Raw genomic sequence first — 24,250 nt, forward strand, 5'->3', positions numbered from 1 at the left:
GGACGCTCTTAGCTAAGCAAAATTCTGCCTGACTTCCAGTGTCGCAATACTTATATCTCAATCCATACCTTTCACGTCTACCTCATCCTTACTCCTCGTGCCTGCCGATTCCGTTCTCGACATTCAACAGCTTACCAAGCGCTACGGCGGCACCGTGGCCGTGCACGACCTCAGCTTAAGCGTCCCCCCGGGCAGCGTATTCGGCTTACTTGGTCCCAACGGCAGTGGCAAAACCACCACGCTGGGCATTGCCCTAGGCGTGCTGCACGCCAGCAGCGGCTCAGTCCGGTGGTTTGGCGAGGCACCTTCGCTGGCAGCCCGTCGCCGCATCGGCACCCTGCTCGAAACGCCCAACTTCTTCCCTTACCTTTCGGCCCGCCAAAACCTGCAGATTGCGGCTGATACCAAAGGAGCCGATGCCCGCGCCATCGAAGCGGCGCTGGAGACAGTACAGCTACAAGGGCGCCAGCACGAGCCGGTACGGGGCTTCTCACTGGGCATGAAGCAACGGTTAGCCCTGGCTTCGGCCCTGTTGGGCCGGCCCGAAGTGCTGGTGCTCGACGAGCCCACCAACGGCCTCGATCCGCAGGGCATTGCCGATGTGCGAAGCCTTATCCAGCGCATTGCCGCCGAAGGTCGCACCATCATCCTGGCCAGCCATTTGCTCGATGAGGTGCAAAAGGTATGTACCCACGTGGGCGTGCTGCACAAAGGCCAGCTACGCGCTGCCGGCCCCGTAAGCCAGATTTTGGCTGCCACCGACCGCGTGCACCTGCGCCTCAGCCCCGATGCCCCAGCACAAGCCCTGCCCACGGCCCTCAGGGCCCTCCCCTTTGTGCAGGACGTGCAGCTGGCCACCGACGGCACGTGCAGCCTGACGCTATCAGAAGGCCACTCCGCCGCCGACCTCAACCGCGCTTTGTTTGCGCAAGGATTGGTGCTGGCACACCTGAGCACTGAGCGCCGCAGCCTGGAAGCCCAATTCCTCCAAATCATTCAGAACTCCTAGCCCCCTCCCAGGCTTCGCTTATGTTGCGCACCGAACTCCGCAAGCTGTTGCCCTACCGCACGGCTTGGATTATCCTGATTCTCTTCACCGGGCTGCTGGGCGCTACCATAGCCGGCGCGGGCGGGCTCAGCGTCAACGGCCAGAAAATCGGTCAGACGCTTTATGGGTTGCCCGAACTCTGGACCAAAATCACGTACATCGCCAGCTATTTTTCCCTGCTGCCTGCTTTCCTGCTGATCATGCTCATCACCGATGAGTTTCAGTACCGCACCTTCCGCCAGCAGGTTATCGATGGTGTTTCGCGCGAGCAACTAATACTGGCCAAGCTGCAGGTAGCGCTGTTGTTCGTGGGGTGGTGCGTGCTGTCGGTGTTTTTTATTGGTATTCTTTTCGGGCTGAGCCACAACCCGGATTCTTCGCTTGCGGCCGTATTGGCCCCGGCGCCTTCCGCGCTGCTGCTCTACGCGGTTCAGTTATTGGGCTATTTGTCGTTTGCCCTGCTACTGGCTATTGTGATGCGCAAAAGCACGCCGGCCATTGTGGCTATACTGCTCTACGTGTGGATGGTAGAGCGCCTCATTCGCTATTTTATGCCCGATGAGTTGGACCGCTTTCTGCCTATCAAAACGCTTGATACCCTTACGCCTTCACCGTTTCTGCAGACCATGAATACCATGCTCGGCCCCAGCGGCGAGCTGGCGCCGGGCCAGGCGCTACCGGTGGCCCTGGGTTACGTGCTGCTGTTTTGGCTGCTGAGCACAGCTTTGATGCGCGCCCGGGATTTGTAAATTTGGTTTACTCTTCTGCTTTCCCCTGCTTATATGCGCCTTTGCTACGCTCTCTTTGTTCCGCTGTTTGGCTTGCTAAGCCACGCTGCTGCTGCCCAAAGCTCAGATGCTGTCGCGCCACAAGCAGCCCCGGCTCCCACCGATCCAGCCGCTCGTGCCAAAGCTGAAGCCGATGCCGTACGGGCCCGAGCTGCCGCCACGATGAAGGCCCGGGCCGAAGCCGAAACCGCTGCTAAAGCCGCTGAATCGGAAGGCCGCATGGCGGGTCCCATGGCCCCCGCGCAGCTCGTGTACGGCGACTACTCCTGCACCTATAATTCCTGGAATGCCGTTGAGCGCCGCATGGTGTTTACCCCCAAAGGAGCCGTACAACTCAACTCCAATGGCACGTACCGCTACCTCGACGGCGGTGCCACCGGCCGCTATGCCTACAATGCCAACACCCGCCAAATAACGTGGCTTACGGGCTACTTTGCTGAGGCTGGCAAGCCCAAAACTACTTTCTCCCCGGGCGACAAAGTTGCCCAAATCGACATCGAATTCGATACCCAATCGGGGCCGCTGAACTGGAGCTGCGGCTGCAACCGCAAATAATTATGCTGCGGCGCGAAGTGGATCAGGCAACGTAAATCGCTCTGCTCTAACCTGCACCACTAAGTGGCACTCAATACAGTATGCATGTCGGCACCGTCGGGGTTGTGTAAGCCAGTTCCCTCCGGCACTCAGTTCCATTAACAACGCGCTGGGTCAACCCTGCCCTGCCCAATTATGACGGCAGCTTATATCCCGGACGGAGCACGGTGACCCCAAAACCGTACTCCGGCGCTGCTGCAGGGTGCGCCGCGGGAGGTTTGATGCAAAACGGGGCAAGCCTTTCGAATTTAATTGGCGGCTGCTGGCTTTCGTCTTTGCCGCGCTGGCAATGGATGAAGCCATCAGCATTCACGAACTGCTGATTGATCCGGTCCGGCAGATGTACCACCTGACGGGTTTTCTGCGCTTTCCCTGAGTTATAGCTGGTGGCTTGTTTGTGCTTGGATAAGGGGCGTACTACCCTCGTTTTCTGTTCTCCCTTCCCCCAGCGGTGCGGATGCGCTTTATGCTGACTTGACCAAAGGCGCTCCGATTTGCCTGCATGTGTAACCAGCACCTGCGCTATTGCGCGTTCAGCGAATTGGCGTAGTTCACGATGAAGGCCAACTCGTGCGCATCGCTGAAGCTGAGCTTATTGTTCTTGGCATACTGCTCGATTTGCTTGGCCTGCGAACGAAAATAGGCCAGCAAGTCTTTCTTCGGACTGCGCAACGCTACCACGCTGCCCTGCGGCGTACCCAGAAAAAACTGGTCTCGTACGGAAACGTAGGTTCCCATGGGGCCCCGGGCCATGCCGCCCATGGGATAATAACCGTAATACGGCCGAAAAAACGGGTCGTTGGCTGTTACCGGTCGCTCTACCAAGGATTCGCGTCGTAACAGCACTACCGGACCACGGCTCAGTTGCTCAAAGAAAGCCGGCGACTTGAAGTCGGAATAGTCGTTGCCGCGGTTCCAGCGAAACGTCCGGAACACCCGCACCCGAGCCGTATCCTGCCGCTGCTGCCGCGACGGCAGCATCCGGCTCGGCCCCCACCCCGGATTGCCGTAGAAGTAGCCCCGGCGAGCATCGTAGAAATCGTAGTATTGATCGTAGTAGTTGCCGGGTTGCGACCGTTCGCCCTTCACGGCAAATTCAGCCACCGCCAGCGCCGCCACCGTGCGCACCGACTGATCGGGCATGGTCACCAGCAGCAAGTCGCGGTCGGAGTGCAGGGCTAGCGGACCGGAGAGCGTATCGCCGGAAGTAAGCACTACCGTGGCGCCCGTGAATTCCTGTACAAAAGGCCGCTGAGCATAAGCTGCCGCGGCCGGTAGCAAAGCAACGAAAGCAAGCGCCCCAAGCTGGCGCAAACGAAAGTGGAGCGTTTTCATAGCGTAAATAAGTTACGCAGAAAACGCTCCACCGATACCGGGCTTTCAGGATTATTCCGCGGGCAACATTTCGGCCGCTGCCTGGGCCGGGTGCGCGCCCCGATCCTTGTGCAGGATGGTATGCCCCAGCTTATCGCGCTTGGTGGTCAAGTACCGCTCGTTATGCTCGTTGGGCTCCACTTCGATGGCTACCGTATCCACAATTTCCAGCCCATAGCCCACCAGGCCGGTGCGCTTGCGCGGATTGTTGGTGAGCAGACGCATTTTGCTGATGCCTAGGTCGCGCAGGATTTGGGCACCTACGCCGTAGTCGCGCTCGTCCATACCGAAACCCAGCTCCAGGTTAGCTTCCACGGTGTCGCGGCCCTGTTCCTGCAGCTTATAGGCTTTGAGCTTGTTGAGCAGACCGATGCCGCGGCCTTCCTGGTTCATGTATACCAGCACGCCTTTGCCTTCGCGCTCAATCTGCTGCATGGCGTGGTGCAGCTGCGGGCCGCAGTCGCAGCGGCACGAGCCGAAGATGTCGCCGGTTACGCAACTGGAGTGCACCCGCACGAGCACTGGCTCGCCGGGCTCCAGCTCGCCCTTCACCAAAGCCAGGTGCTGGGCCCCGTTGGTGCGCTGCGTGTAAGCGTATAGTTCAAAGTCGCCCCACTGGGTGGGCATACGCACCGTGATTTCCCGCTCGATCAGGCTTTCCTGCTTCAGGCGGTACTTGATCAGGTCCTGCACCGAAATGAGCTTTAGGCCCCAATGGTCAGCAATCTGCCGTAGCTCAGGCAGACGCGCCATTTCGCCGTCTTCCTTCAATATTTCTACCAACACCCCGGCCGGCTCAAACCCAGCCAGACGGGCCAAATCGATAGCGGCTTCGGTATGGCCAGCGCGGCGCAATACTCCTTCTTTGCGGGCTTTAAGCGGGAAAATGTGTCCCGGCTTGCCCAACTCTTCCGGCTTGGTCTCGGGGTCGATGAGGGCCAGAATGGTCTTGGAACGGTCAGAGGCCGAAATGCCGGTGGTTACACCGTTCTTCAACAGATCGACGGAGACAGTGAAGGGCGTGGCGTGCAGGGCGGTATTGCGCCCCACCATCAGCTCCAGGCCAAGGGCTTCGCAGCGGTCTTCTATCAATGGGGCACACACGAGGCCGCGGCCGTGGGTGGCCATAAAATTGATGACTTCGGGCGTGGCGCAACGCGCGGCGCAGATAAAGTCACCTTCGTTTTCGCGGTCTTCATCGTCCACTACTACCACCACTTTGCCGGCACGGATATCGGCAATGGCTTCTTCAATGGAATCAAGCATGGCTTGCAGGAAATAGACGGCCGGCGTCGGGACCGGCCGCGGGTGGGTTTCGGGCTGACAACCGCCAGCGGCCGGGCGAAGTTACACAGGCGCCGCCGATGTAACTGCCCACCGGCTGGGTTCAGCCTCGCTTGTTCCTGTAAACCCAGAAAAAGCCCAGGAGTTCCGAACATCCCTGCGCCACCAGCTGCAGCGCCTCGCCCACCAAATACCCGAAGCGGCACAAAGCTGTTGTGCTCGGTAAGCTCATGCCGGTTAGGCCAAAGCATATTCCTCGGCCGCTTGGCGCACGGCCCGCAGTTGCCGTTGCGTAATGCCAAGGATCAACAGCAGTAATAAGGCCGCCAGGCCGGGCAATATGCCGATGGGATTGAAAGGAAAAAGTGGAAAACTGAAGAGCATCTGCAACAAGGCCAGTATTACCAAGGGCCTTTCCAAAGTTGGTGCGCCTTCTGCCCAGCGCCGGATGACGTGCAACGACAGCCCGCTGATGATCAGCAATACTGCCCCCAGCTGAAGTAAAGCGTACAGACGCAGGTTGTACTCGAACTCACCGCGGTTGTAGCGCAACACGTTGACGAGGGTAATGGCAAACATGTGTGCCCACATGTGCACAAAAGCCGTGGCCGGGCCCAGGCTCAGGCCAGCCAGCAGCGTGAGCGAAACGGGCACGCGGCGGCGCTGGTTGACGCGGTAGGCAAACACCGCCGCGAAGACCATTGACAGGGCCAGGACGGTAAGATCAATGAGCGCCGTTTGGCCCATTTTCGGGAGCAGACCCATGGTGTGCGGAGTTGATTTGTGCAAGGATAGGCATTCGCCTAGGTGCGCGTCAACCCTTTCACATCATCGTGTGAGGGCCTTTGCCACCAGCCTCACCCCCGTTCCAACAGCTCTACCAGACGCTGGGTGGCACCCTCCCAGGTGTAGTGCTGACGCACAAAACGCCGGCCTTGGGCGGCCAGACCAGCCGCTTCGTCGGGGTTATCAAGCAGCTGACAAACACTTTCGGCCAAGCCAGCGGTGTCGGCCCCTACCAGCAGGTGCTGCCCGGGCGTGCCGCCGAGGGCGTTGTTGGCCAAGGGGGTGGTGATGCTGGGACGGCCCATGGCCATGGCTTCCAACAGCTTGTTTTGCAAGCCCGTACCGGTGCGCATAGGTGCCACAAATACCCGGGCCGAGGCGTAGGCTGTCCGAATATCGGGGAGCCAACCGCTTACCTTCACGTGCGCCGACTGCAGCGCTAGCACGCGCGCCGAGGGCGTGGTGCCGGCCAGCAGCAGCCGCGCCTGCGGGTGGCGGCGCTGCACCAGCGGCAAAATTTCCTCGGCCAGCCACGCGGCCGCTTCCACATTGGGATGATAGGCCATATTGCCACAAAACACCATTTCGTAGCTGTCGTCAGCCGTAACCGCATCGGGGCGAAAGAATTCGGTATCAATGCCGTTGGGCACTACCTGAATGCGTTGCCGCTCTTCGTGGTCGATCAGCTGCCGGTCCTGATCGGAAATGATGGTATGGTGTCGAAACCAATCGAATACCTCGGCCTCATACTGCTGCAGGCGATGAGCTTCCAAGGCCAGTACCGGGCGCTGCCACAGCGGCGCTTTAGCTGCCCAACGTTCCATGCCCGTCGAAAACACATCCATGTAATCGAGCGTGAAAGGGACCTGATGCGCAAAAGGACGGGCGTACTCGGCCATCCGAATCAGTTGGCAGTAGCCGCGCTCAGGCTTGAACTGCTGCACCACCTGGGCCAGTTGGCGCTGAGCAGCCGCGTCGCGAAAGTACCCCACCTGCAAGGGCTGACCTTTTAGCAGCGCTAGTCCCATATTGGAGCCGATGCCGGGCTTCCCAAGCCGGTACACGTGTACGCCACCAGCGCAGAGCGGTGCCAAGGCAGCCCGGGATTTGGCCGTCACGTCCTCATCGGACAAGGCGAACAGGCATACCTCAAAACGCTCGGCCAAGTAGCGCAACTGGTGGTAGGCACGCAGTTTGTCGCCTTTATCGAGCGGGTACGGAAAGCGGGAAAGCAGGACGAGGAGCTTCATCGGGGGCGCAAACTTAGTTGTTGGCGCCGATGCGGCGGTACAATTCCACAAAACGTGCTACTACCCGGTCGTTGTCGTAAAGCGCGGTGGCGGTGCGCCGGGCCGCTTCGCCGATGCTTTCGACACTGATTTTGCCGCTTACGCACTGCCCAATCAGCTCTAGCCATTGCGCGGGCTCATCGGCTACCAGGATATCCTGCCCCGACGTTACGGCAATGCCCTCAGCCCCAACCGAGGTACTGATGATGCACTTGCTCATGGCCATGCCTTCGATGATCTTGACGCGCATACCCCCACCCGACAGCAAAGGCACCAGCATGATGGCGTGCTCCTGCATGAAGCGCGGGGCCGAATCGACGAAACCGTGAACGTGCACGCCGGGCTCCTGCAGGCGCTGCAGGTGCGGCGGCATATTTTTGCCCGCTACGTGCAGCTCCAGCGCTGGCCAGCGTCGCTTGGCATCGGTCCAGACGTTATCGAGAAACCACTGCAGGCCTTCCTGATTGGGCAGCCAATCAAGCGACGCCAGGAAAAACAACGTGTTTGGTTTGGCCTTTAGGGTGGCATCGGGCTGCAAGCGCACCAGGTTGACGCCCGCCGGCACAAACACTACGGGCTCCTGACAGCCCAGGCGTAGCAGCCGGTCGCGGTCGGGCTCGGTGATGGACGCAATAGCCGTGAAACGCGGCAGGTACTGCTGCTCAAAGCGGCGAAGGCGCCGCGCCAGGTGGCGGAGGTAGCCCGCTTTCAGCGGCTGCCGCTCGTTGCGCGCCAACTGCGCCCAAATTTCGTGCTCTACGTTGTGGGCCCGCAGCACCGTGGGCAGGCCGGGAGCTATGCGACGCACCACATCCACGTACCACGCTACGAAAGTTCCTTCCATCTGCACCACATCAAACTGCCCGCTCTGCAGCAGCTCGGTCAGCTTTTGAGCCAGCGCAGCAGACATGAAGCGCTCCACATTGTAAGGATGCTGGCTAAAAAGCAGGTTGCGCAGGGCCGCCAGCGGCGAGAGGTTGGTATCCACATCCACCGTCACCAAGCATAGGTTGGGACCGAGGTGCGCCAGGGCATCGGCCAGCTGGTGGTGCTTGGGCGTGTTGATGGCCAACAAGGTCACGCGGTGGCCGGCGCGGACGAGGCCGGCGGCCACGTCGTACATGGCAATGGCACCGCCATCGGTGGGGGGAAACGGAACGCGGGGGCAGAGTTGGAGAATGTTCACGGGAGCAGGCGGCCCATCGACCGGGGCGCAAAGGTAGCTACGGGTGGCAAGTGCGCCTGCTCCCTGCAAAAGCCGTTCCTTAGATTACTTGGTGCGTTATACCAGCTCCCGCGCGAAGCGGCTTACTTGATCTTGCTTGCCGAACACGTACAGCGTATCGCCCGGCTGAATGACGGTATCGGCGCTGATTTCGTCGATCATCTTGCCGCGGCGTCGTATAGCCAGCAGGCTGATGCTGAAGCGCTGCCGCACTTCGGCCTGCGACAAAGTTTTGCCGGCCAGGAAGTTGCCAGGCCCCACCGGAATAGTGGTCAGCTCCGAGTCGGATAAAGTCAGGTGCATGGCCGACCAATCGGAAGTGCTCAGGGAACGACCGCGCAGCATCTGGTAGCTGTCGGCGCGCATGTCTTTGATGAGCTGGTCAATTTCGTGCATGGGCACGAGGTATTTGGCCAGCACCCGCGAGAAGATTTCGATGGACGTTTCCAGCTCTTCTGGGATGACTTCGGTAGCTCCGAGGCGCTTTAATTCTTCGATTTCGGCAATGTAGCGGGTGCGCACGAAGATGCACGCCTGGGCATTGAGCCGGCGCAGAGCCACCACCACGCGGCGGCTGCTGGTGGGGTCGGAAATGGCTACCACCATCACGCGGGCATGCGATACGCGGGCCTGTTCCAGCACGTGTTCCTGGGTTGCGTCTCCATACAGAATCGGCTCGCCCCGCTCCCGCTCGTGGCGCACCGTCACGGGGTTGGTTTCGATAATGACGTAGGGAATTTGGGCAAATTTGGCCGTGTGCACCAAGTTGCGGCCGTTTAGCCCGTAGCCCACCACCACGAGGTGGTCGTTCAAGGCTACTTCGACCGCGGCATCAGCTGCCGTTATCCGTTGGTTGGTCTGGGTAAGAAAAGCTGGCAGCGGCAGGCGCATAAACAACGCCACCACCGGCTCGGCAAAAAGCATAATCACCGGCGTAAGGCTCATGGTAAGCACCGATACAGCCAGGAATAGCTGATAATCAGCTTGCTGAATCACCTCTGCGTCGAGGCCTACCCGGGACAGCACAAAAGCAAATTCCCCGACCTGGCACAGCGCCAGCCCCACCAGTAACACCGTGCGCATGGGCAGGCGCAGCACAGCAGCGGCGGCTATCGTCAGCAGCAGCTTCAGGACCATCACCCCGAGGGTGAGCAGGAGGATTTGGAGCGGATGCGCCAGCAGGAAGCGCACATCGAACAGCATGCCAATGGACACGAAGAAGAAGCTGGCGAAAATCTCGCGGAAGGGCAGCACGTTGCTCACGGCTTCGTAGCTGTATTCCGATTCCGAGATGATGAGGCCCGCCATAAAGGCACCCAAAGCCATCGACAGCCCCGCTTCGCCGGTTAGCCAGGCCACGCCCAGGCAAGTACCGATGATGGTGAGCAGAAATAGTTCGCGGCTGCGCGTTTTGGCAACGGCAAAGAGAATCCGCGGCATGATATACCGGGCACCCAACACCACCAGGGCCAGTAAGGCAATGATTTTGGCCAGCATGATGCCCAGATCCAGCCAGGGGTTGGCGCTGCCCTTCCCGCCCAGAATGGGCGTGAGCAGCATCATGGGCACTACTATTAAGTCCTGAAAAATCAAGATGGCCAGCGTGACCTGACCGTGGATGGCTTCCATCTCCAGGCGGTCCTGCAACAGCTTCAGCACTATAGCCGTGGAGCTCAGCGAAAACAAAAAGCCCCAGAACACCGCGGCCGGCGTGGCAAAACCGCCCACTCGCGCCAGCAGATACACCGCCCCGATGGTCAGGCCCACCTGCAAGCCACCGCCCAAAAACACGGCCCGCTTAATGCGCGACAGGCTTTTGAGCGAAAATTCCAGCCCGATGGTAAACATCAGCAGCATCACGCCCAGTTCGGCCAGCTGGTCTACCTCGTCCTGGGCTTTGACCAGGCCCAGGGCATAGGGGCCCGCCACCATGCCGGTAACCAGGAAGCCGATGATGGAAGGCAGCCGTAGCCGATTGACCAGCAGGATTACTCCTACTGAAAGCAACAGGATGACGAGGATATCTGAGAAAATGGGCAGGTGCATGGTCCTGATGGGTGGTAAACAGGCGCAAGATGCCAATCAATCACCGGGAGCAGGCAAACAGGCCGGTAATTCCTCCCCTAAACCCTGTAAAAGGCGCCGCCAGTACACGAGCGGACGACCAATTCCCGCGTGCCCTGGGGTGGGCGCGTTGCTCTCAAATCATAACCCCCTCCATGTCCGTGCTTACCTGAGCACCACTCAGATGAAGGCTAGTTGTAGCTCGGTTTAGGCTTGCGCATCTCCACAGAAGTGAATCGGAAGCCAGACTGCGGCTAGTGTTTGCCTTTCAAGCCTTCCACATCCTTGCGCACCTCGCGTCGCCATTTGCGCCCGTACTTCTGATCCAGATATGCAAACACCGTCCGGTTATAATCGACCAAACATTCCAGCTCTGGGCTGATGCAACCGTAGTCGTAATAGCGCACCCCGTATTTCTGTTCGAATCGGGGTTGATCGGCATAGGTTATAGGCGCTTCCCCGCTGGCGAGCAGAATCCGGGGCTGCCCCTGGGCAATTTCGTAGGTGGCTAGGTCCCGGTCGACTCGGCAATGAGCAATGGCGACCAGGCGTACGGCTGCTACGTTCTTATCTACAACAGTTACGGTAGTATCGCGGCTCTGGTAGGCCCCGGCCACGTGCAGCGTGTAACGCCCGGCTGGCAAGTTGCTGAACTGATAACGCCCCGAGCTGTCGGCTACGGCCTGCAGCCCTGAATTGCCGAGCTTCACCGCTACGGCCCTGCCGGGTAGTACCGCCGGACCCACCAGCTTTACCACCCTACCGCTAATGGCGTAGCTGCCCGGCTGGTTTTGGGCCTCCGAGGCCTGGGCCCACAGCAATGCGCCTAGCATGAGCGTAAGCTTTCGGGTGCAAATCATCTATGGGAAGGTTGGCGAGAGGTTTTGCCAATGTAGCAGATGCGTTTCAGAAGCTTTATACAACTTACTCCACACTTGATCAGCAGCCCGGTGGGATGAGTGCGGGCACTTGCTGCGCCTGGGCTAGCGCCTTGATGTAGCCCTGGCACTGAAAGACCGCATTATTCTTGAAAAAATATTTTCCAGGCCGTGTAACGATTGCCTTTACTCCCGGTACTCGCAGCAAACAACCCCAACCTCCCCGCGGTGAACACCAAGAGCGACGAAGAACTGATGGCTGCCGTGAGTGCCGACGACCTGGACCAGGCGGTGCCCTTGTTTGAGCGCTACCAGAAGCCGCTGTTCAACTTTCTCTACCGCCTCACCAACGACCGCGAAGCCAGCCAGGACCTGACGCAGACCGTGTTTGAGCGCCTGCTGAAGTACCGCGGTACCTACCAGCCCATCCAGCCCTTCCGAGCCTGGATTTACAAGCTGGCCCGCAACGTGCACATCGACCACTGGCAACAGCAGCGCAAGTTCCGCACCACCGATGTGGTGGAAGTGGAGCGCCGCGGTGCCCTGGGCAGTTCGGCCTTCGCCTCCATGGTGGTAGCCGACCGCAACGAAGCCTTGCACGAAGCCATGAGCCAGCTTGCAGAACCCCAGCGCGAAATCTTGCTCCTGCACCGCTTTCAGGGATTCAGCTACGGGGAAATCGGGGAGTTGCTGGGCTGCTCCGAAGGGGCAGCCAAAGTCAAAGCGCACCGGGCCTTGCAGGCCTTGCGCACCATCTATTTCGCTTGATTCCAATGCATACTTCCCATACCCCTCCCACCTGCGCCGACGTGGCCGACCTGCTGGTCGACTACGCCGAAAATAGCCTCCCGGCTGCCGACCAGGCCTGGGTGCAGCAGCACCTGCAGCAGTGCCCTGCCTGCCAGCAGGAAGTAACTGAGCTGCGCGAGCTTACCGCTGCCCTGCAGGACGATACTCACCTGGAAACGCCGCCGCCCCAGCTGCGCGAGCAGTTTATGGCTATGCTGGCCCAGGAAAAAGCAGCCTTGCCCCAAGCCTCGACAGTATCAGCCCCGAATGAAGCCCGTGTAATACCGCTGCAGCCCGCCACGCAAGCCAGCAGCTGGTGGCTGCGTATTGCGGCAAGCCTGGCCTTGCTGGCCACGGGTTTCGGTCTAGGCACGGCCTGGCAGCCCGCCGCTCCCGCCGCAACGGTAGCCGTGCATGCGCCGGCTCCTCAAGAGCAGCTCCTGACTCAGGCCCTCGAAACCGGCAGCGCCGCATCCACGCTCACGGCCACCCAGCGCATACAGCTGGTCAGCGACCTGGCTACCGATTCGGAGGCCTCCACCGTGGCCGGAGCCGAACCGGTGGTGCAGGCCCTCATCAACACCCTACACTTCGACCCCAACACCAACGTGCGCCTAGCCGCCGGCCAGGCCCTTTTCCGCCTGCGCGACGACCCGCGGGTGGTGCCGGCCCTGGTACAGTCCTTACGCATTCAAACCGACCCCAACGTGCAAATCATGCTCATCGAATTGCTGGTGGCCTTGCGCGAACGGCGAGCCGTGCCCCAGCTGGAGCGCCTTGCCCGGCAGCAGGAAGTGCTGCCCGAGGTGCGGCTGCACGCCCAGTCGGGGCTGAGTCAGCTGATTTAGGCTGCTCCGCTTTAATCCGATTTCACTTGCCTTGGCTGTTTGCGCGGCCCCCGAAAGACGCGGTTTCGGGCCAGGCTCCCTCCACATGCTTCTGCTCTTTACTCATGAAAAAGATTCTGCTTCTGACGCTCACTTGCCTGCTGGCAAGCAGTTCGGCCCTGATGGCCCAAGAATACAAGCTCAAGCTCGGCGGCAAAGCCCGCAAGATCGTGCTCGACATGCAAGGCAGCGACGTAACGCTAGAAGGCTACAACGGCGACGAGCTGCTGATTCGCGGCAACGGCTTTGAGCCGGCTCCCAAGCGCGCCGAGGGCCTGCGGCCCGTTTACAACGCGGCCGAGGACAATACACGCATCGGCCTCTCTGTCACCCAAAACGACAACGCGGTGCGCATTGTGCAGGCCTCGCGCAAAGACGTGAACTACGTCATTCGGGTGCCCCGTCAATCGACGGTGGTGTTTAACCAAACCAAGTTCGGAGGCGGCGACGTGAAAATGCAGGACCTGGAGGGCGACGTAGAAGTCAACCTCAAAACCGGCGACGCCCGCCTGACCAATGTATCGGGCGGCGTGGTGGCCAACTCCATCAGCGGCAGCATCACGGTGCGCTACGCCGAAGTGGGCAAATCACCCAGCGCCATTTCCTCCGTGAGCGGTGAAGTGGACGTGACGCTGCCGCCTAAAAGCAAGATGACGCTGGAGCTGCGCTCGGTTTCGGGCGAGGTTTACACCGATTTCGACATCAATACGGGCCGTAGCCAGGGCGACCTGCAGCGCATCGGCGGGCAAACGGTGACCGGCACCGTGAACGGCGGCGGCACCCGCATTGCCCTCCAATCGGTGAGCGGCGACGTGTTCGTGCGCAAAGCCAAGTAAGTGACGGTAAGTCGTCAAGACTCGAGAAATAAGGCAAGCAACGGATGCTTATCCCCTGTAGCACCTGTCTACTCAACCTTTTTTCCCGCTGTACCAATCTTTCCTGGAGTTTCCATCTTCTCCTCCAAACGCCATTCCTAGACCATGAAACGCTTCCTGTTCACCACCGTGCTGGGTACCCTGCTGCTCGCCGTCAGCCCAGCCCAGGCCCAAAAAGTAATCGAGAAGAAAGCTGACCTGAAAGCTGACCAGCGCGTGGTGCTGGATTTGCAGCAGGCCTCGGCCATCCGCATCCGCGGCGGTAGCGGCAAACAGCTGCTGGTGCGCGCCACCGTCACCATCAACCAAGGCAAACTCAACGACGCCCTGCTGCTGACCCTGGACAACAAGGGCGACGAAGTGGCCGTCAAATCCGCCTTCGATCAGGAAATGATTCGCACCGGGCAGGCCAACGACTGCCCCGAAAACGGAAGCTTCAGCATCTGGAACGACTCCGGCGACAACGGCCGCGGCAGTTACCGCCTCTGCGCCCGCATTGATTACGATGTGGAGCTGCCCGCTGGGGCTACGGTGCGCGTGAACACCATCAGCGGCAACATTGAAGTAACTGGCCTGACCGGGCCGCTGGACGCCAAGTCCATCAGCGGCTTTGTGGACCTGAGCTGGCCCGCTAACAAGGGCGCCGAAGTAGCCCTGAAAACCATCACCGGCGAGGTGTACACCGACCAGGATGTAGCCTTCGGCGAGCGGAAAACCAACTCTCCGGTTGGCTACCAAGTGCGCGGTCCATTGGGCAAGGGTGGGCCGTCCATTCAGCTGGAATCGATTAGCGGGGACGTGTTTTTCCGCAAGCAGAAATAAGCATCTGCGCTGCTTCAGCCTCGGTCGAATTGGTCAGAAGTAAACTTTTCGTCATGCTGAGCCCCGCGAAGCATCTGTAACCCCGCTTCACATGGCTGTTCCGAGCGAAGCTGGCAGGGATACTTCGCGCGGCTCAGCATGACACGTTTAGGTCGGTGCTTAGTTATGGCCGAGAACCTGCCAGACTGCCCCTGCTCCCTAGCCTCCCTCGCCCCTTCATCCTTTCCCAGCCACGCCATGCACTGTCTCAACAAATTGTACTTTCTACTAGGGCTGATGCTCTGCACTAGTCCGGCACTGGCTCAGCCCACCACTACTCCCCTGAGTCCGACGCAATGGCGCGAGGACTTGCAGATGGCGCTGGATTCCTTTTTAGTGAAAGACCGCACCTTTAGCCCCACTGCCGCGGCGGCGTTTCGGGCGCGGGTTACGGGCCTGCGCGATTCAGCTCATGTGCTGAGCTCGGCGCAGATTATGGTTCGCCTGGCGCAGGCGGTGGCCCTGAGCGGCAACGCCCATACCCGTTTGTACCTGGTGCGCAACCGCAGCGCCGTTCGGCGCTACCCGGTCCGGCTGTGGTGGTTTGACGACGGCTTGTACGTAGTCAAAACCACGCCCGAGCACGCCGCCCTGCTGGGGGCCCGGGTGGTAAAGCTGGCTGGCCTGCAGACAGAGGCCGCTCACCGCCGCGCCGCACCGCTGTACGCTGGCAATGCCAGCTGGCAGCGCTACATGACTCCGTATTGCCTTACCAGTCCCGAAATTCTGCAGGGCCTGGGCCTGCTCGGTACCGATGGCATGCTGACGCTGCAGGTGCAGGATCGGCAAGGCCGCACGCAGCAGGCGCGGCTCGCGCCCCTGCCCTTTCAGCCCGGCACTTTCGTGACGGAGGCCTGGTGGAACCTGGCGCCGCCCCGCCCCGAGCCCGGCGGCCCGTGGCAAAGCGTACTTGCCATGGACTCTACCCGCCTACCGGTATACCTGCAACTGGCCACCCGCTCCTACGCCTGGCAGTATTTGCCGGCCGAGCAGGCCGTGTACGTTCAATACAACCGGGCCGGCAACGACGCTAAACAAGAACCATTTGCCGAGTTTTCGCAACGTGTCCTTGCAGCAATCAACACGCGCCGCCCCCGACGCATTGTGGTGGATTTGCGCTTCAATACCGGCGGCAATTTGCATGTGGCCCAGGCTTTTTTTGAGCAACTGGGCACGCTCGCCCGCCAGCAGGGCGCACAGCTCATTGCCTTGTCGGGGCGGGCTACTTTCTCAGCCGGCATCTACCCCCTGACGCAGCTCCGCGCGGGCGGAGCCACTATTGTGGGGGAGCCCGTGGGCGATGCGCTTGATTTCTGGGCCGAAGGCGGCAATATGGTGCTGCCCAACTCTCGTTTGTCTATGCACTACGCCGACCGATTGCACAGCTATTCTGCCCAACCGCACAACGTTCCGGCGTCGTTGGTTTACACAGACATCAGCTCCCCCGACCTTACGCCCGGCGTACCGGTGCGCTTTACTTTCCGCGACTACCTCGCCGGGCGCGACCCATGGCTGGAAGCGGCGCTGCGGCTAGGCAGCCGCTTGCCGAATGCAGGACGTTAAACTCATTTCGAGGTGCAACCTATAGTATGCGTTTCCGGAATTTGGTTTGGGCGCCAGAATTAACTTATCATTTTGGCGAGGCTAGCTGCAATAACCACGCTGACTATTCCGGTCTATATTTCATGACCTAACGGCTTGTAATCAATTGTTTCAAGCTCAAGTCCTTTTACCAGTTCTTATGCATCTGTCTCTTATGCTATTGCCCTTAGCTGTAGCATCTATCAGCCTAACAGCGTCGGCCCAGACGCTCGGCGGTGTACATGTAGCTCCAGGCAAGCCGCTGGTGGTACAGCGGGGTGCTTCCGTACCGTACAATAGCAGCGTAAGAAATGCGAAACCCAGCCTGGTTCCCCGCTTCTGGCAAGTGGCGGATTCAGCCCAAATGATAAACGCTTACGCGCAGTTTATTCGAACGCTTTACGGCAAAGCCCGCTTTCCTACTTCAGTGCTGAGGGCATCGGGAGAATCGGGGTTTCGCACTGCTTATCTTAAGCTCCACTTATCAATTGATTCCGACGGCAGTATTCTTTCTTCCAAACTTACCCAGCACAAGGTGGAGGTGGAGGATTCAACTTATGAACCTGCCACTATCAAGGCTTTTGAAGACGAAGCCAAGCGCATGTTAGGGAACATCCGATTTCCACCAGCACCCAAAGCTGACACAGTAAGCGTCAACATCAATTTCAGCCTTGCCCAATAAGTCAAGTACTGCAAAAGCAATTACTCCAGCGACCTACCGCGATACTATCGTGCCCAGCAGCCCGGCCAGCTGCATATCCAGTTGCTTCAGGGATTTGAAGATGGACATTTGGGCCAAGTACTCTTCGATGTTGCTGGGGTCGAGCGAGTTCATGGTGGCGAGGCATTCGGTTAGCTCGCGTTCCACGTTGCACTTGTTCAGGCGCAGGATGGCGTTGTCGCAGGCTTCTTGCAGCATGTCCAGTTCGCGGGGAACATAGATGCTGTGCGTAATCCAGTTCGGGCTGAGCTCGTGTGGTTCGGTCACGAGGTCGGTGATGGCGGAACGGATGTCGCCGCGCTCGTGGCGCACCAACTCGCGCGCATCGGGGTAGCGGCCGGCCGCTACAGCCTCGCGGCAGAGGTGGATAAGGTCGGCGTAGATGGGCGTGCGGAAGGGCGTTTCGTCGGTCTGACCGAGTAGGTACTCCGTCACGGTGTGTTCGTTGGCGAGGCGCTGGCCGGGGTAGTTCAGAATCAGGCGCACCACTTCCCGCTCGCACAGCTGCTGCACATCGGGCACGGGTTCCACCTCGATGGCATCAGCTTCGGCTTCGTCGCCCATGAAGCCATAGGCCTCGTCGGGCATTTCATCATCGGGCCGGGCCTGGGGCTGCTGGCTGAGGCCGGTGAGCTGGCCACCCGGCTGCACGGCGGCTCCGCCCCCGCCGGGGCGGGCTTCAGAGCTGCTGGCGCCGTAGTTGCGGGTGCCACCGCTGGTGCTACCACCCGCCGGGCGCGGACCAGGGGCCGCTTGCTTCACCAGCTTGTTGTACTCGGTGATGAGTACCTGCTCGTCGATGTGAAACGTAACCGACGTCTGCTGCAGAAATACCTGCCGCTTCAGCGGATCGGGCACCTTAGCAATGCTCTGGAGCACGTCGCGGATGGCCTCGGCCTTTTTTACCGGGTCCTGGGCCGCTTCGCGGGCAGCCAGCTTGGTCTTGAAGGAAATGAAATCCTGGCTATTCTGGTCGACAAACTCCTGGAAGCGTTTATCGCCGACCTTGCGGATGTAGCTGTCGGGGTCTTCCTTGTCGGGAAACAGCACGATGCGCACGTTCAGGCCGTTTTCCAGGATGATGTCCAGCCCGCGCAGCGCCGCCCGAATGCCGGCTGCGTCGCCGTCGTACAGCACCGTTACGTTGTCGGTGTAGCGGGCGATGAGGCGGATCTGCCCCTCGGTGAGCGAGGTACCCGACGAGGCCACCACGTTCTTGATGCCGCCCTGGTGCAGGCTGATGACGTCGAGGTAGCCTTCCACCAAATAGCACAGCTCCTCCTGCCGGATAGCCTGCTTGGCCTGGTAGAGGCCGTAGAGCACGTCGGATTTGTGGTAAATCTCCGACTCGGGCGAGTTCAGGTACTTGGCCCCGGCCTTTTCGTCGCGGCGCAATGTGCGCGCCCCGAATCCCACCACGCGGCCCGAGATGTTGTGAATCGGGAACATCACGCGGCCCCGGAAACGGTCGTAGCGCCGGCCGTCCTCCTCACGCTTCACTACGAGGCCAGTCTTTTCGAGGTACTTCACGTCGAAGCCTGCCTTTTGGGCTTCGTTGAGCACATCGTCCCACTTATCGAGCGAGTACCCTAGCTCGAAAGCCTCAATGGTAGCTTGGTTCAGCCCGCGCTCCTTCAGGTACGCCCACCCGATGCTCTCCCCTTCCTCCGACTCCTGCAGCAGGTGCTTGTAGCGGTTTTTCGCCCAATCCGATACGATGTACTGCGAGTCCCGCTCGTTCTGGGCGAGCTGCTGCTCGGGCGTCTTTTCTTCCTCCTTGATTTCGATGCCGTACTTCTTGGCCAGCCACTTGATGGCCTCGGGGTAGCTCACCGATTCCACGTCCATCACGAAGCGGACCACGTCGCCGGCCTTACCGCAGCCGAAGCACTTATAGATGCCCTTGGCTGGCGCTACCGAGAACGAGGGCGACTTTTCGTGGTGAAAGGGGCAGCAGGCCCACAGGTTCTGGCCTTTTTTCTTGAGCGACACAAAGTCGCCCACTACTTCGACAATGTCGGCGTAGTGCAGGACTTGGTCAATAATTTCTTTGGGGATGCGGGCCACGGCACAAAAGCTTTACGGACCGCGAAGGTACGCTGAAACTCCCCTCCTCAGATGAGTATAGGAAGGGTTTGCCTGCGGCAATACAGGGGCTGTTGGCGGCCATGAACTTTGCTGACCTACGGTAGCTGAAGCTTGGATGTGGCGATGAATGCCCGGTGCTGGCGCGAGCCGCATTGCCGATTGGCAAGCAGAACAAAGACGTCCTGCTAGCGTGGTTTGGGCAGGTTTGAGTACTAATTACTGTTGACCGTCGTGTCGAGTGGAGTTGAACCGAAGGAAGCCGCAAGCCAGGCATCTCGCGTGCTGACTTCTGATACAATACGCTTCCTCATTATCATTGGAGTGGAGGCCGAGGGGTGAGGCCTAGAATTTAGCAATGTCCCTCAACCAGCCCAGCCGCATGAGACGGGGAGCTTATGGTTCTTACTGCCGCAATACCGAACCCTCCGGCTCTTCCGCCTGTTTTCTTCCCGACCGCACCGTTTCCAGTCTATCTTTGCCGAACAGCGGCCATGCCCGCCCCGAGACATATGATCATCACTACCGAAGCCGTACTGAAGGCCCTGAGCTACGTGGAAGAGCCCGATCTGGGCAAAGACCTCGTCACGCTCAACATGATTGAGGACGTGCACATCGACGGCCTGAACATTGAGTTCACCGTCATTCTGACCACGCCCGCCTGCCCGCTCAAAGACCTCATCCGCAATGCCTGCATCCGGGCCATCACTACCATGGTGGACCCTAACGCGCAGGTGACGGTGAACATGACCTCGCGCGTGACCACCATGCGCCAGAACCGCGACGTCCTGCCCGGCGTCAAAAACATTGTGGCCATTGCCTCCGGCAAGGGCGGCGTGGGCAAGAGCACCGTAACGGCCAACCTGGCCGTGGCCCTGGCCCGCACCGGCGCCAAGGTCGGCCTGGTGGACGCCGATATTTCGGGCCCCTCCATGCCGGTGATGTTCGGCGTGGAAGATGCCCGCCCGCACGTATTTCAGGGTCCCGATGGCCGCAACCTCATCGAGCCCATCGAGCGGTTTGGCGTCAAAATCATGAGCATCGGCTTCCTAGCCCCGGCCGAGTCAGCCATCGTCTGGCGTGGTCCCATGGCCTCGTCGGCGCTGAAGCAGTTTATCACCGAGGTAGATTGGGGTGAGCTAGATTACTTGCTCATTGACATGCCGCCCGGCACCTCCGATATTCACCTGACCATGGTGCAGACCGTGCCCGTCACGGGGGCCGTCATTGTGACCACGCCGCAGAAAGTGGCGCTGGCCGATGCCCAGAAAGGCCTGCAGATGTTCCGCCAGCCGCAAATCAACGTGCCGGTGCTGGGCGTCATCGAAAACATGGCGTGGTTTACGCCCGCCGAGCTGCCCGAAAACAAATACTACATCTTCGGCCAGGGCGGTGGCCATGAGCTGGCCCGCAAGCACGATGTACCCCTGCTGGGCGAGATTCCGTTGGTGCAGGGCATCCGCGAAAACGGCGACCAAGGCATTCCGGTAGTGCTGCAATCGTCGTCGCCGATGGCCGCGGTGTTTGAGCAACTGGCCGAGAATCTGGCGCAGCAGGTCTCGATTCGCAACAACATTTCGCCGCGCACCCAGGTGGTGGAAGTGAAGTAAACCCGCCGCTTTGGCGCGAAAGTGCGAACTTCGCGTTCCGGCCAAGTGTATTGTAACTATGTCAGCGTCTGCCACTCTCCTCGACCATCCCTTGTTGCCTCGCATTGAGCAAGCCCTCGACGGCATCCGTCCGTACCTGGAAGCCGATGGCGGCAACGTGCGGGTACTCGATATTACCGACGAAATGGTGTTGCGCCTAGAGCTCCTGGGCGCCTGCGGCACCTGCCCCATGTCGCCGATGACGCTGAAAGCCGGCGTGGAAGAATCGGTGAAGAAGGCAGTGCCGGAAATCCGCTCCGTGGAGGCGGTGAACGTAGTTACCGTGCTGCAGCCCGCCGGCCAGGAAGGACGCCCGTTGCCGCCTAGCGCTGTCCCGACGCCGAATTAGGGTTCTGCTTGATCAACAATCACGCGCCCCGCTCCTGCCCTAATCGGCGGAAGCGGGGCGCGCTGTTTTTAGGTGATGGATAACGGTTTCGCGAACGGTCTAACAGCAATGTAACAGCATGGGCTTCGCTACATGAAGGATGCCCTGTTCTTGAACCGCTATAGCTGAAAATTGACGCGCTTATGACTTATCCTCTGCGCAGAAGCTAGCAAATCATTTCACTTGATTTCAAGTGGTGGACCAACTACTTGCATCTCATTATCCGCAAAGATTTGCCCTAGCTCCGCTGCCGTAGGCTCGTGGTCAAGAGCAGCCATTGTTACAAAGAAGTTTTCCAGCTTCCCGGCCGGCTGAAGAATTACGGTCATTTTTCCCTTGCCTGAAACTTGCGTCCAAGCGTGAGGTACTTTCCGAGGCAGAAAAATACTGTCACCAGCCGTTAAATTAAAAATATCATCTCCGACCTTAAACCTATACGCACCCTCGAGTACATAAAAAACTTCGTCTTGGGCCGGGTGAACATGCAATGGTGTTCCTCGTCCTTGAGAAACGGAGGTTTGTTCAAAAATAGCTAAGCCTCCGTCCGTATCACTCCCGGATATTTTCACATCAAGGATATTTGAGTTTACGCCCTTTAATTTGATGTGTCCGTGTATTCTCCCTTCGCCAGAATTAATTTTAAATCCTTTTTCTTTTCGTTTGAATAATTTCAAATGAGCAAAGGAGTATAATGGTGCCGCTGCTAGTGCCAGCAGTGAAGCAATAAACCGTTGTCTTTTCATGTCTCAGAACTTGGAGGCCATTGTTTAAGACTACATCCAACACCATGGTTGGCGCTAACGCACCTAGTACAAGTAGCGGCTACGCTACCAAATGCTAGGTCAACATTGCCTACTCAGTTCTACCCAACCAGAACCACAACAGGGCCAGTGCTTTACTGAATATAGCCAATTCAAGTGGCTTGGTCGTCAAGACTATTACGGCGTCCTGCGTAAACCCCCGCTTCTTACCTCGCAGGTCTGATTCTATGCCTGAAGTGACAGGCGCCTAACGACGTTGAAAGCCGGCGCGGAGGAATCGGTGAAAGAAGCCTCGGAGGTCCATACTGTGCAGGCGGTGTACTTGGGTACCACGCTTCAGCCCGCTGAAGTAGGCATCAGTTCTCCTTAGCTCTGTTCCGTGCAGAACTAGGCTTCCCGACTTATTCCACCACCCGAGGATGGCTATTTCGAAGCACTTCACCGTCAATACACCGCAAACTGCAATAAAGTAACATAGCTTGTCATAACCACTGAATCAACACTTTGAGGAAAGTGCCGTTATGCGGCTAACCTCTTTTTACCGAACTGTAATTTCTTGGCTTCCTTTCTTAACCTAAGTCAATGAGCATCGTGATTTATTGCTTCAATTTTATAACACATTTAAAACAGATGAAAAATGAAAAAACTAGCGACTGGCTTTTTAGCCGCAGCAGTTATGTCATCCTGCTCAGTTCAGCAATTTGCAGTAAACACAAAAACAGAACCTTTCCAAAACGGAGGCAAAATCTGGGGTGAAAAAGTTAAAAAGTGCGGAAACAACGGATGGAAACTGGATTTCAGAGAAGACAAAGACATACATGTACTAGGCATAAATGTCAAGAAAAGCACGTTCAAAATATGGTTCATGATTTACAAGCCACAAATTACACAATTGAAATAAAATCCAATCTCTTCATGTCTATCGCAACATTTGGCATGGTAGACTACAAAATAGTCAGCGTAATTAAAAGAAACAATTAACATATTACTAACTGATATGAAAGCAGACCGTGCCCGTACATTTGGAATCTTATTCATTCTGTCATTTGCGTCTTATGCCACAGGCATAAGCCTCATAGAAATAGCTCAAAATACTCAAACACAACCAAGTGGAATAGTTGAAAACAAGATTTACTTAATTACGGGTGTGATATTAGCAGCACTTTTCCACACACTATTCAACCTTGGTTTAATATCAATTATGTACAATAAGTTAAAATCAAGCAGCAATACTCTAGCTATGCTTTACTTGACGCTTTGTTCTGCTGGAACGTTTATGCTTGGCTTAGGAGCTACTTTTCTATTATTACCAATTTCAATGATTGAAGCCACAAACTTAAATAATATTAAACCCAGTTTTTTTTCTACGATTCTAAAATTTTCTTCATATACCAATTTTTATTTATATCAAATCGGCATGACTTTTTGGGGTTTCGGGGGATTGATTTTGTGCCACTTATTACACAAGTCAAAACTAGCCCCTAATTTTCTTTCTATATGGGGACATATAGGGTACTTTATTTTTATAATAGGCTGCACTTTAGAGTTATTTGGATTATCTCACGGAGTACCACTATCCGTTCCTGGCGGATTATTTGAGATAAGCTTGAGTATATGGTTAATCATAAAAGGATTCAACTGTACTCGTATCAACAAAAAATCACTGATTAGCAGCCACTCTCTTTCTCATCCTACTCAGTGATTCTGGCTTTACACCAATATAGCTAGCAATTAGATATTGGGGAACCCTTTGAAGAATATCAGGCCTAGTCTCCACCAACCGTAAATACCTTTGCTCAGCACTGTCGGTCAAATAGGAAGTCAGCATTTTTTGCTGTTCATAAAAAACAGTCTCCATAACAGCTCTAGAAACCGTTTCTAATCTTGGAAAGAGTTTAAAAAGTTCTTGGGCTTTTCTTTCATTCCCGATAACTACAGAAGTATTTTCTTCACACACCAAGTAGTAAGACGCGGGGTTGTTCTCCAAAAAACTTGCTAATGAAATAATCCATTGCCCTTCATCGAAGAAATTTATTGTTACCTCCTCGCCATTATTCAACTTGTATTGCCTAACCAAACCCTGCAGAATAAAGAAGGTATCTGCATTTAACTGGCCTTCCCTTAGAAGGAAGCTACCTTTCTTAAATTCTTTCACAACCATACTATCAGTCAGCGCCTTACTTTCTTCCGCTGACAGATTGACAAATCTCGAAAAGTACTTTATCAGTTTATTTTCCATATACGACAATGTTTCACAAGCTGCGGTGGAATAGCTGCATTGTCGTTACTCGCAATTTCAGGGAGTAGCATCAATCGGCCTTTG

At 57.7% G+C, this 24,250-nt stretch carries 24 protein-coding genes; 13 read left to right on the plus strand and 11 right to left on the minus strand.

Annotation, left to right across the window (positions count from 1 at the left end):
- Positions 1-97 precede the first annotated feature (97 nt).
- Genes AC5FXY_RS19280 through AC5FXY_RS19290 form a run of 3 tightly spaced genes read left to right on the plus strand, consistent with a single transcriptional unit; the run spans position 98 to position 2,391 of the window.
- A complete protein-coding gene (locus AC5FXY_RS19280) occupies positions 98-1,009 on the plus strand; it encodes an ABC transporter ATP-binding protein (RefSeq protein ID WP_493558351.1) in 912 nt (303 codons plus the stop codon).
- Positions 1,010-1,029: 20 nt separating this feature from the next.
- The gene (locus AC5FXY_RS19285; protein WP_493558352.1) at positions 1,030-1,797 is read left to right on the plus strand and encodes an ABC transporter permease; all 768 of its coding nucleotides are present in this window, start codon (positions 1,030-1,032) and stop codon (positions 1,795-1,797) included.
- Between the two features lie 33 nt (positions 1,798-1,830).
- Positions 1,831-2,391 carry a hypothetical protein gene (locus AC5FXY_RS19290; RefSeq protein WP_493558353.1) on the plus strand — a complete coding sequence of 187 codons (561 nt, stop codon included), beginning with the start codon at positions 1,831-1,833 and terminating at the stop codon, positions 2,389-2,391.
- Positions 2,392-2,563: 172 nt separating this feature from the next.
- Here AC5FXY_RS19290 and AC5FXY_RS19295 read toward each other — a convergent pair whose 3' ends face one another.
- The 8 genes from AC5FXY_RS19295 to AC5FXY_RS19330 all read right to left on the minus strand — a co-directional run bounded on the left by AC5FXY_RS19295 (position 2,564) and on the right by AC5FXY_RS19330 (position 11,312).
- A complete protein-coding gene (locus tag AC5FXY_RS19295) occupies positions 2,564-2,947 on the minus strand; it encodes a hypothetical protein (protein WP_493558354.1) in 384 nt (127 codons plus the stop codon).
- A gap of 5 nt (positions 2,948-2,952) precedes the next feature.
- Positions 2,953-3,765 (minus strand): hypothetical protein, encoded by an 813-nt coding sequence (locus AC5FXY_RS19300; RefSeq protein WP_493558355.1) that lies wholly within the window; start codon positions 3,763-3,765, stop codon positions 2,953-2,955.
- A 51-nt stretch (positions 3,766-3,816) separates the two neighbouring features.
- Complete coding sequence (locus AC5FXY_RS19305) at positions 3,817-5,070, minus strand: bifunctional 3,4-dihydroxy-2-butanone-4-phosphate synthase/GTP cyclohydrolase II (RefSeq protein WP_493558356.1); 1,254 nt, start codon at positions 5,068-5,070, stop codon at positions 3,817-3,819.
- Positions 5,071-5,325: 255 nt separating this feature from the next.
- Entirely contained in the window at positions 5,326-5,853 is a 528-nt protein-coding gene (locus AC5FXY_RS19310) for a hypothetical protein (RefSeq protein ID WP_493558357.1), read from the minus strand.
- 92 nt (positions 5,854-5,945) lie between these two features.
- Positions 5,946-7,124: a glycosyltransferase gene (locus AC5FXY_RS19315; protein WP_493558358.1), complete on the minus strand. Its 1,179-nt coding sequence runs from the start codon at positions 7,122-7,124 to the stop codon at positions 5,946-5,948.
- Between the two features lie 13 nt (positions 7,125-7,137).
- Positions 7,138-8,349, minus strand: coding sequence for a glycosyltransferase family 4 protein (locus tag AC5FXY_RS19320; RefSeq protein ID WP_493558359.1), 1,212 nt, complete (start codon positions 8,347-8,349; stop codon positions 7,138-7,140).
- Positions 8,350-8,445: 96 nt separating this feature from the next.
- Positions 8,446-10,434 (minus strand): monovalent cation:proton antiporter family protein, encoded by a 1,989-nt coding sequence (locus AC5FXY_RS19325; protein WP_493558360.1) that lies wholly within the window; start codon positions 10,432-10,434, stop codon positions 8,446-8,448.
- 272 nt (positions 10,435-10,706) lie between these two features.
- A complete protein-coding gene (locus tag AC5FXY_RS19330) occupies positions 10,707-11,312 on the minus strand; it encodes an FEKKY domain-containing protein (protein WP_493558361.1) in 606 nt (201 codons plus the stop codon).
- 246 nt (positions 11,313-11,558) lie between these two features.
- Here AC5FXY_RS19330 and AC5FXY_RS19335 point away from each other — a divergent pair, with 246 nt between their 5' ends.
- The 6 genes from AC5FXY_RS19335 (at position 11,559) to AC5FXY_RS19360 (ending at position 17,005) form a co-directional block, all read left to right on the plus strand.
- Positions 11,559-12,098, plus strand: a complete 540-nt coding sequence (locus AC5FXY_RS19335; RefSeq protein WP_493558362.1) for an RNA polymerase sigma factor — start codon at positions 11,559-11,561, stop codon at positions 12,096-12,098.
- A gap of 5 nt (positions 12,099-12,103) precedes the next feature.
- The gene (locus AC5FXY_RS19340; RefSeq protein WP_493558363.1) at positions 12,104-12,967 is read left to right on the plus strand and encodes a HEAT repeat domain-containing protein; all 864 of its coding nucleotides are present in this window, start codon (positions 12,104-12,106) and stop codon (positions 12,965-12,967) included.
- Between the two features lie 104 nt (positions 12,968-13,071).
- Positions 13,072-13,842: a DUF4097 family beta strand repeat-containing protein gene (locus tag AC5FXY_RS19345; RefSeq protein ID WP_493558364.1), complete on the plus strand. Its 771-nt coding sequence runs from the start codon at positions 13,072-13,074 to the stop codon at positions 13,840-13,842.
- 144 nt (positions 13,843-13,986) lie between these two features.
- Positions 13,987-14,703 carry a DUF4097 family beta strand repeat-containing protein gene (locus tag AC5FXY_RS19350; RefSeq protein WP_493558365.1) on the plus strand — a complete coding sequence of 239 codons (717 nt, stop codon included), beginning with the start codon at positions 13,987-13,989 and terminating at the stop codon, positions 14,701-14,703.
- 276 nt (positions 14,704-14,979) lie between these two features.
- Entirely contained in the window at positions 14,980-16,305 is a 1,326-nt protein-coding gene (locus AC5FXY_RS19355) for a S41 family peptidase (RefSeq protein WP_493558366.1), read from the plus strand.
- A 178-nt stretch (positions 16,306-16,483) separates the two neighbouring features.
- On the plus strand, positions 16,484-17,005 hold the full coding sequence (locus AC5FXY_RS19360; RefSeq protein WP_493558367.1) for an energy transducer TonB: 522 nt from the start codon (positions 16,484-16,486) through the stop codon (positions 17,003-17,005).
- Between the two features lie 33 nt (positions 17,006-17,038).
- Here the strand turns inward: AC5FXY_RS19360 and dnaG are convergent, their stop codons facing one another.
- Entirely contained in the window at positions 17,039-19,111 is a 2,073-nt protein-coding gene (dnaG, locus tag AC5FXY_RS19365) for a DNA primase (RefSeq protein WP_493558368.1), read from the minus strand.
- Positions 19,112-19,641: 530 nt separating this feature from the next.
- Here dnaG and AC5FXY_RS19370 point away from each other — a divergent pair.
- Positions 19,642-20,739: an Mrp/NBP35 family ATP-binding protein gene (locus AC5FXY_RS19370; protein ID WP_493558369.1), complete on the plus strand. Its 1,098-nt coding sequence runs from the start codon at positions 19,642-19,644 to the stop codon at positions 20,737-20,739.
- 58 nt (positions 20,740-20,797) lie between these two features.
- On the plus strand, positions 20,798-21,127 hold the full coding sequence (locus AC5FXY_RS19375; RefSeq protein ID WP_493558370.1) for a NifU family protein: 330 nt from the start codon (positions 20,798-20,800) through the stop codon (positions 21,125-21,127).
- Positions 21,128-21,345: 218 nt separating this feature from the next.
- On the opposite strand, the gene AC5FXY_RS19380 is transcribed toward AC5FXY_RS19375, so the two are convergent.
- Entirely contained in the window at positions 21,346-21,909 is a 564-nt protein-coding gene (locus AC5FXY_RS19380) for a cupin domain-containing protein (protein WP_493558371.1), read from the minus strand.
- A gap of 655 nt (positions 21,910-22,564) precedes the next feature.
- Between AC5FXY_RS19380 and AC5FXY_RS19385 the strand changes: the two genes are divergently transcribed.
- Both AC5FXY_RS19385 and AC5FXY_RS19390 read left to right on the plus strand, forming a co-directional pair.
- Positions 22,565-22,828 carry a hypothetical protein gene (locus tag AC5FXY_RS19385; protein WP_493558372.1) on the plus strand — a complete coding sequence of 88 codons (264 nt, stop codon included), beginning with the start codon at positions 22,565-22,567 and terminating at the stop codon, positions 22,826-22,828.
- A 96-nt stretch (positions 22,829-22,924) separates the two neighbouring features.
- Positions 22,925-23,629, plus strand: a complete 705-nt coding sequence (locus tag AC5FXY_RS19390) for a DUF4386 domain-containing protein (RefSeq protein WP_493558373.1) — start codon at positions 22,925-22,927, stop codon at positions 23,627-23,629.
- Here the strand turns inward: AC5FXY_RS19390 and AC5FXY_RS19395 are convergent.
- Entirely contained in the window at positions 23,588-24,166 is a 579-nt protein-coding gene (locus AC5FXY_RS19395) for a Crp/Fnr family transcriptional regulator (protein WP_493558374.1), read from the minus strand. The genes AC5FXY_RS19390 and AC5FXY_RS19395 overlap by 42 nt on opposite strands.
- Positions 24,167-24,250 lie beyond the last annotated feature (84 nt).

The sequence above is a fragment of the Hymenobacter sp. FMD4 genome (genome assembly GCF_058932745.1).

Coding starts and splice junctions, on each gene's coding strand:
- AC5FXY_RS19285 (WP_493558352.1), top strand. CDS start 1,030: ATGTTGCGCACCGAACTCCGCAAGCTGTTGCCCTACCGCACGGCTTGG.
- AC5FXY_RS19290 (WP_493558353.1), top strand. CDS start 1,831: ATGCGCCTTTGCTACGCTCTCTTTGTTCCGCTGTTTGGCTTGCTAAGC.
- AC5FXY_RS19300 (WP_493558355.1), bottom strand. CDS start 3,765: ATGAAAACGCTCCACTTTCGTTTGCGCCAGCTTGGGGCGCTTGCTTTC.
- AC5FXY_RS19305 (WP_493558356.1), bottom strand. CDS start 5,070: ATGCTTGATTCCATTGAAGAAGCCATTGCCGATATCCGTGCCGGCAAA.
- AC5FXY_RS19310 (WP_493558357.1), bottom strand. CDS start 5,853: ATGGGTCTGCTCCCGAAAATGGGCCAAACGGCGCTCATTGATCTTACC.
- AC5FXY_RS19315 (WP_493558358.1), bottom strand. CDS start 7,124: ATGAAGCTCCTCGTCCTGCTTTCCCGCTTTCCGTACCCGCTCGATAAA.
- AC5FXY_RS19325 (WP_493558360.1), bottom strand. CDS start 10,434: ATGCACCTGCCCATTTTCTCAGATATCCTCGTCATCCTGTTGCTTTCA.
- AC5FXY_RS19330 (WP_493558361.1), bottom strand. CDS start 11,312: ATGATTTGCACCCGAAAGCTTACGCTCATGCTAGGCGCATTGCTGTGG.
- AC5FXY_RS19340 (WP_493558363.1), top strand. CDS start 12,104: ATGCATACTTCCCATACCCCTCCCACCTGCGCCGACGTGGCCGACCTG.
- AC5FXY_RS19345 (WP_493558364.1), top strand. CDS start 13,072: ATGAAAAAGATTCTGCTTCTGACGCTCACTTGCCTGCTGGCAAGCAGT.
- AC5FXY_RS19350 (WP_493558365.1), top strand. CDS start 13,987: ATGAAACGCTTCCTGTTCACCACCGTGCTGGGTACCCTGCTGCTCGCC.
- AC5FXY_RS19355 (WP_493558366.1), top strand. CDS start 14,980: ATGCTCTGCACTAGTCCGGCACTGGCTCAGCCCACCACTACTCCCCTG.
- AC5FXY_RS19360 (WP_493558367.1), top strand. CDS start 16,484: ATGCATCTGTCTCTTATGCTATTGCCCTTAGCTGTAGCATCTATCAGC.
- AC5FXY_RS19370 (WP_493558369.1), top strand. CDS start 19,642: ATGATCATCACTACCGAAGCCGTACTGAAGGCCCTGAGCTACGTGGAA.
- AC5FXY_RS19375 (WP_493558370.1), top strand. CDS start 20,798: ATGTCAGCGTCTGCCACTCTCCTCGACCATCCCTTGTTGCCTCGCATT.
- AC5FXY_RS19380 (WP_493558371.1), bottom strand. CDS start 21,909: ATGAAAAGACAACGGTTTATTGCTTCACTGCTGGCACTAGCAGCGGCA.
- AC5FXY_RS19385 (WP_493558372.1), top strand. CDS start 22,565: ATGAAAAAACTAGCGACTGGCTTTTTAGCCGCAGCAGTTATGTCATCC.
- AC5FXY_RS19390 (WP_493558373.1), top strand. CDS start 22,925: ATGAAAGCAGACCGTGCCCGTACATTTGGAATCTTATTCATTCTGTCA.
- AC5FXY_RS19395 (WP_493558374.1), bottom strand. CDS start 24,166: ATGGAAAATAAACTGATAAAGTACTTTTCGAGATTTGTCAATCTGTCA.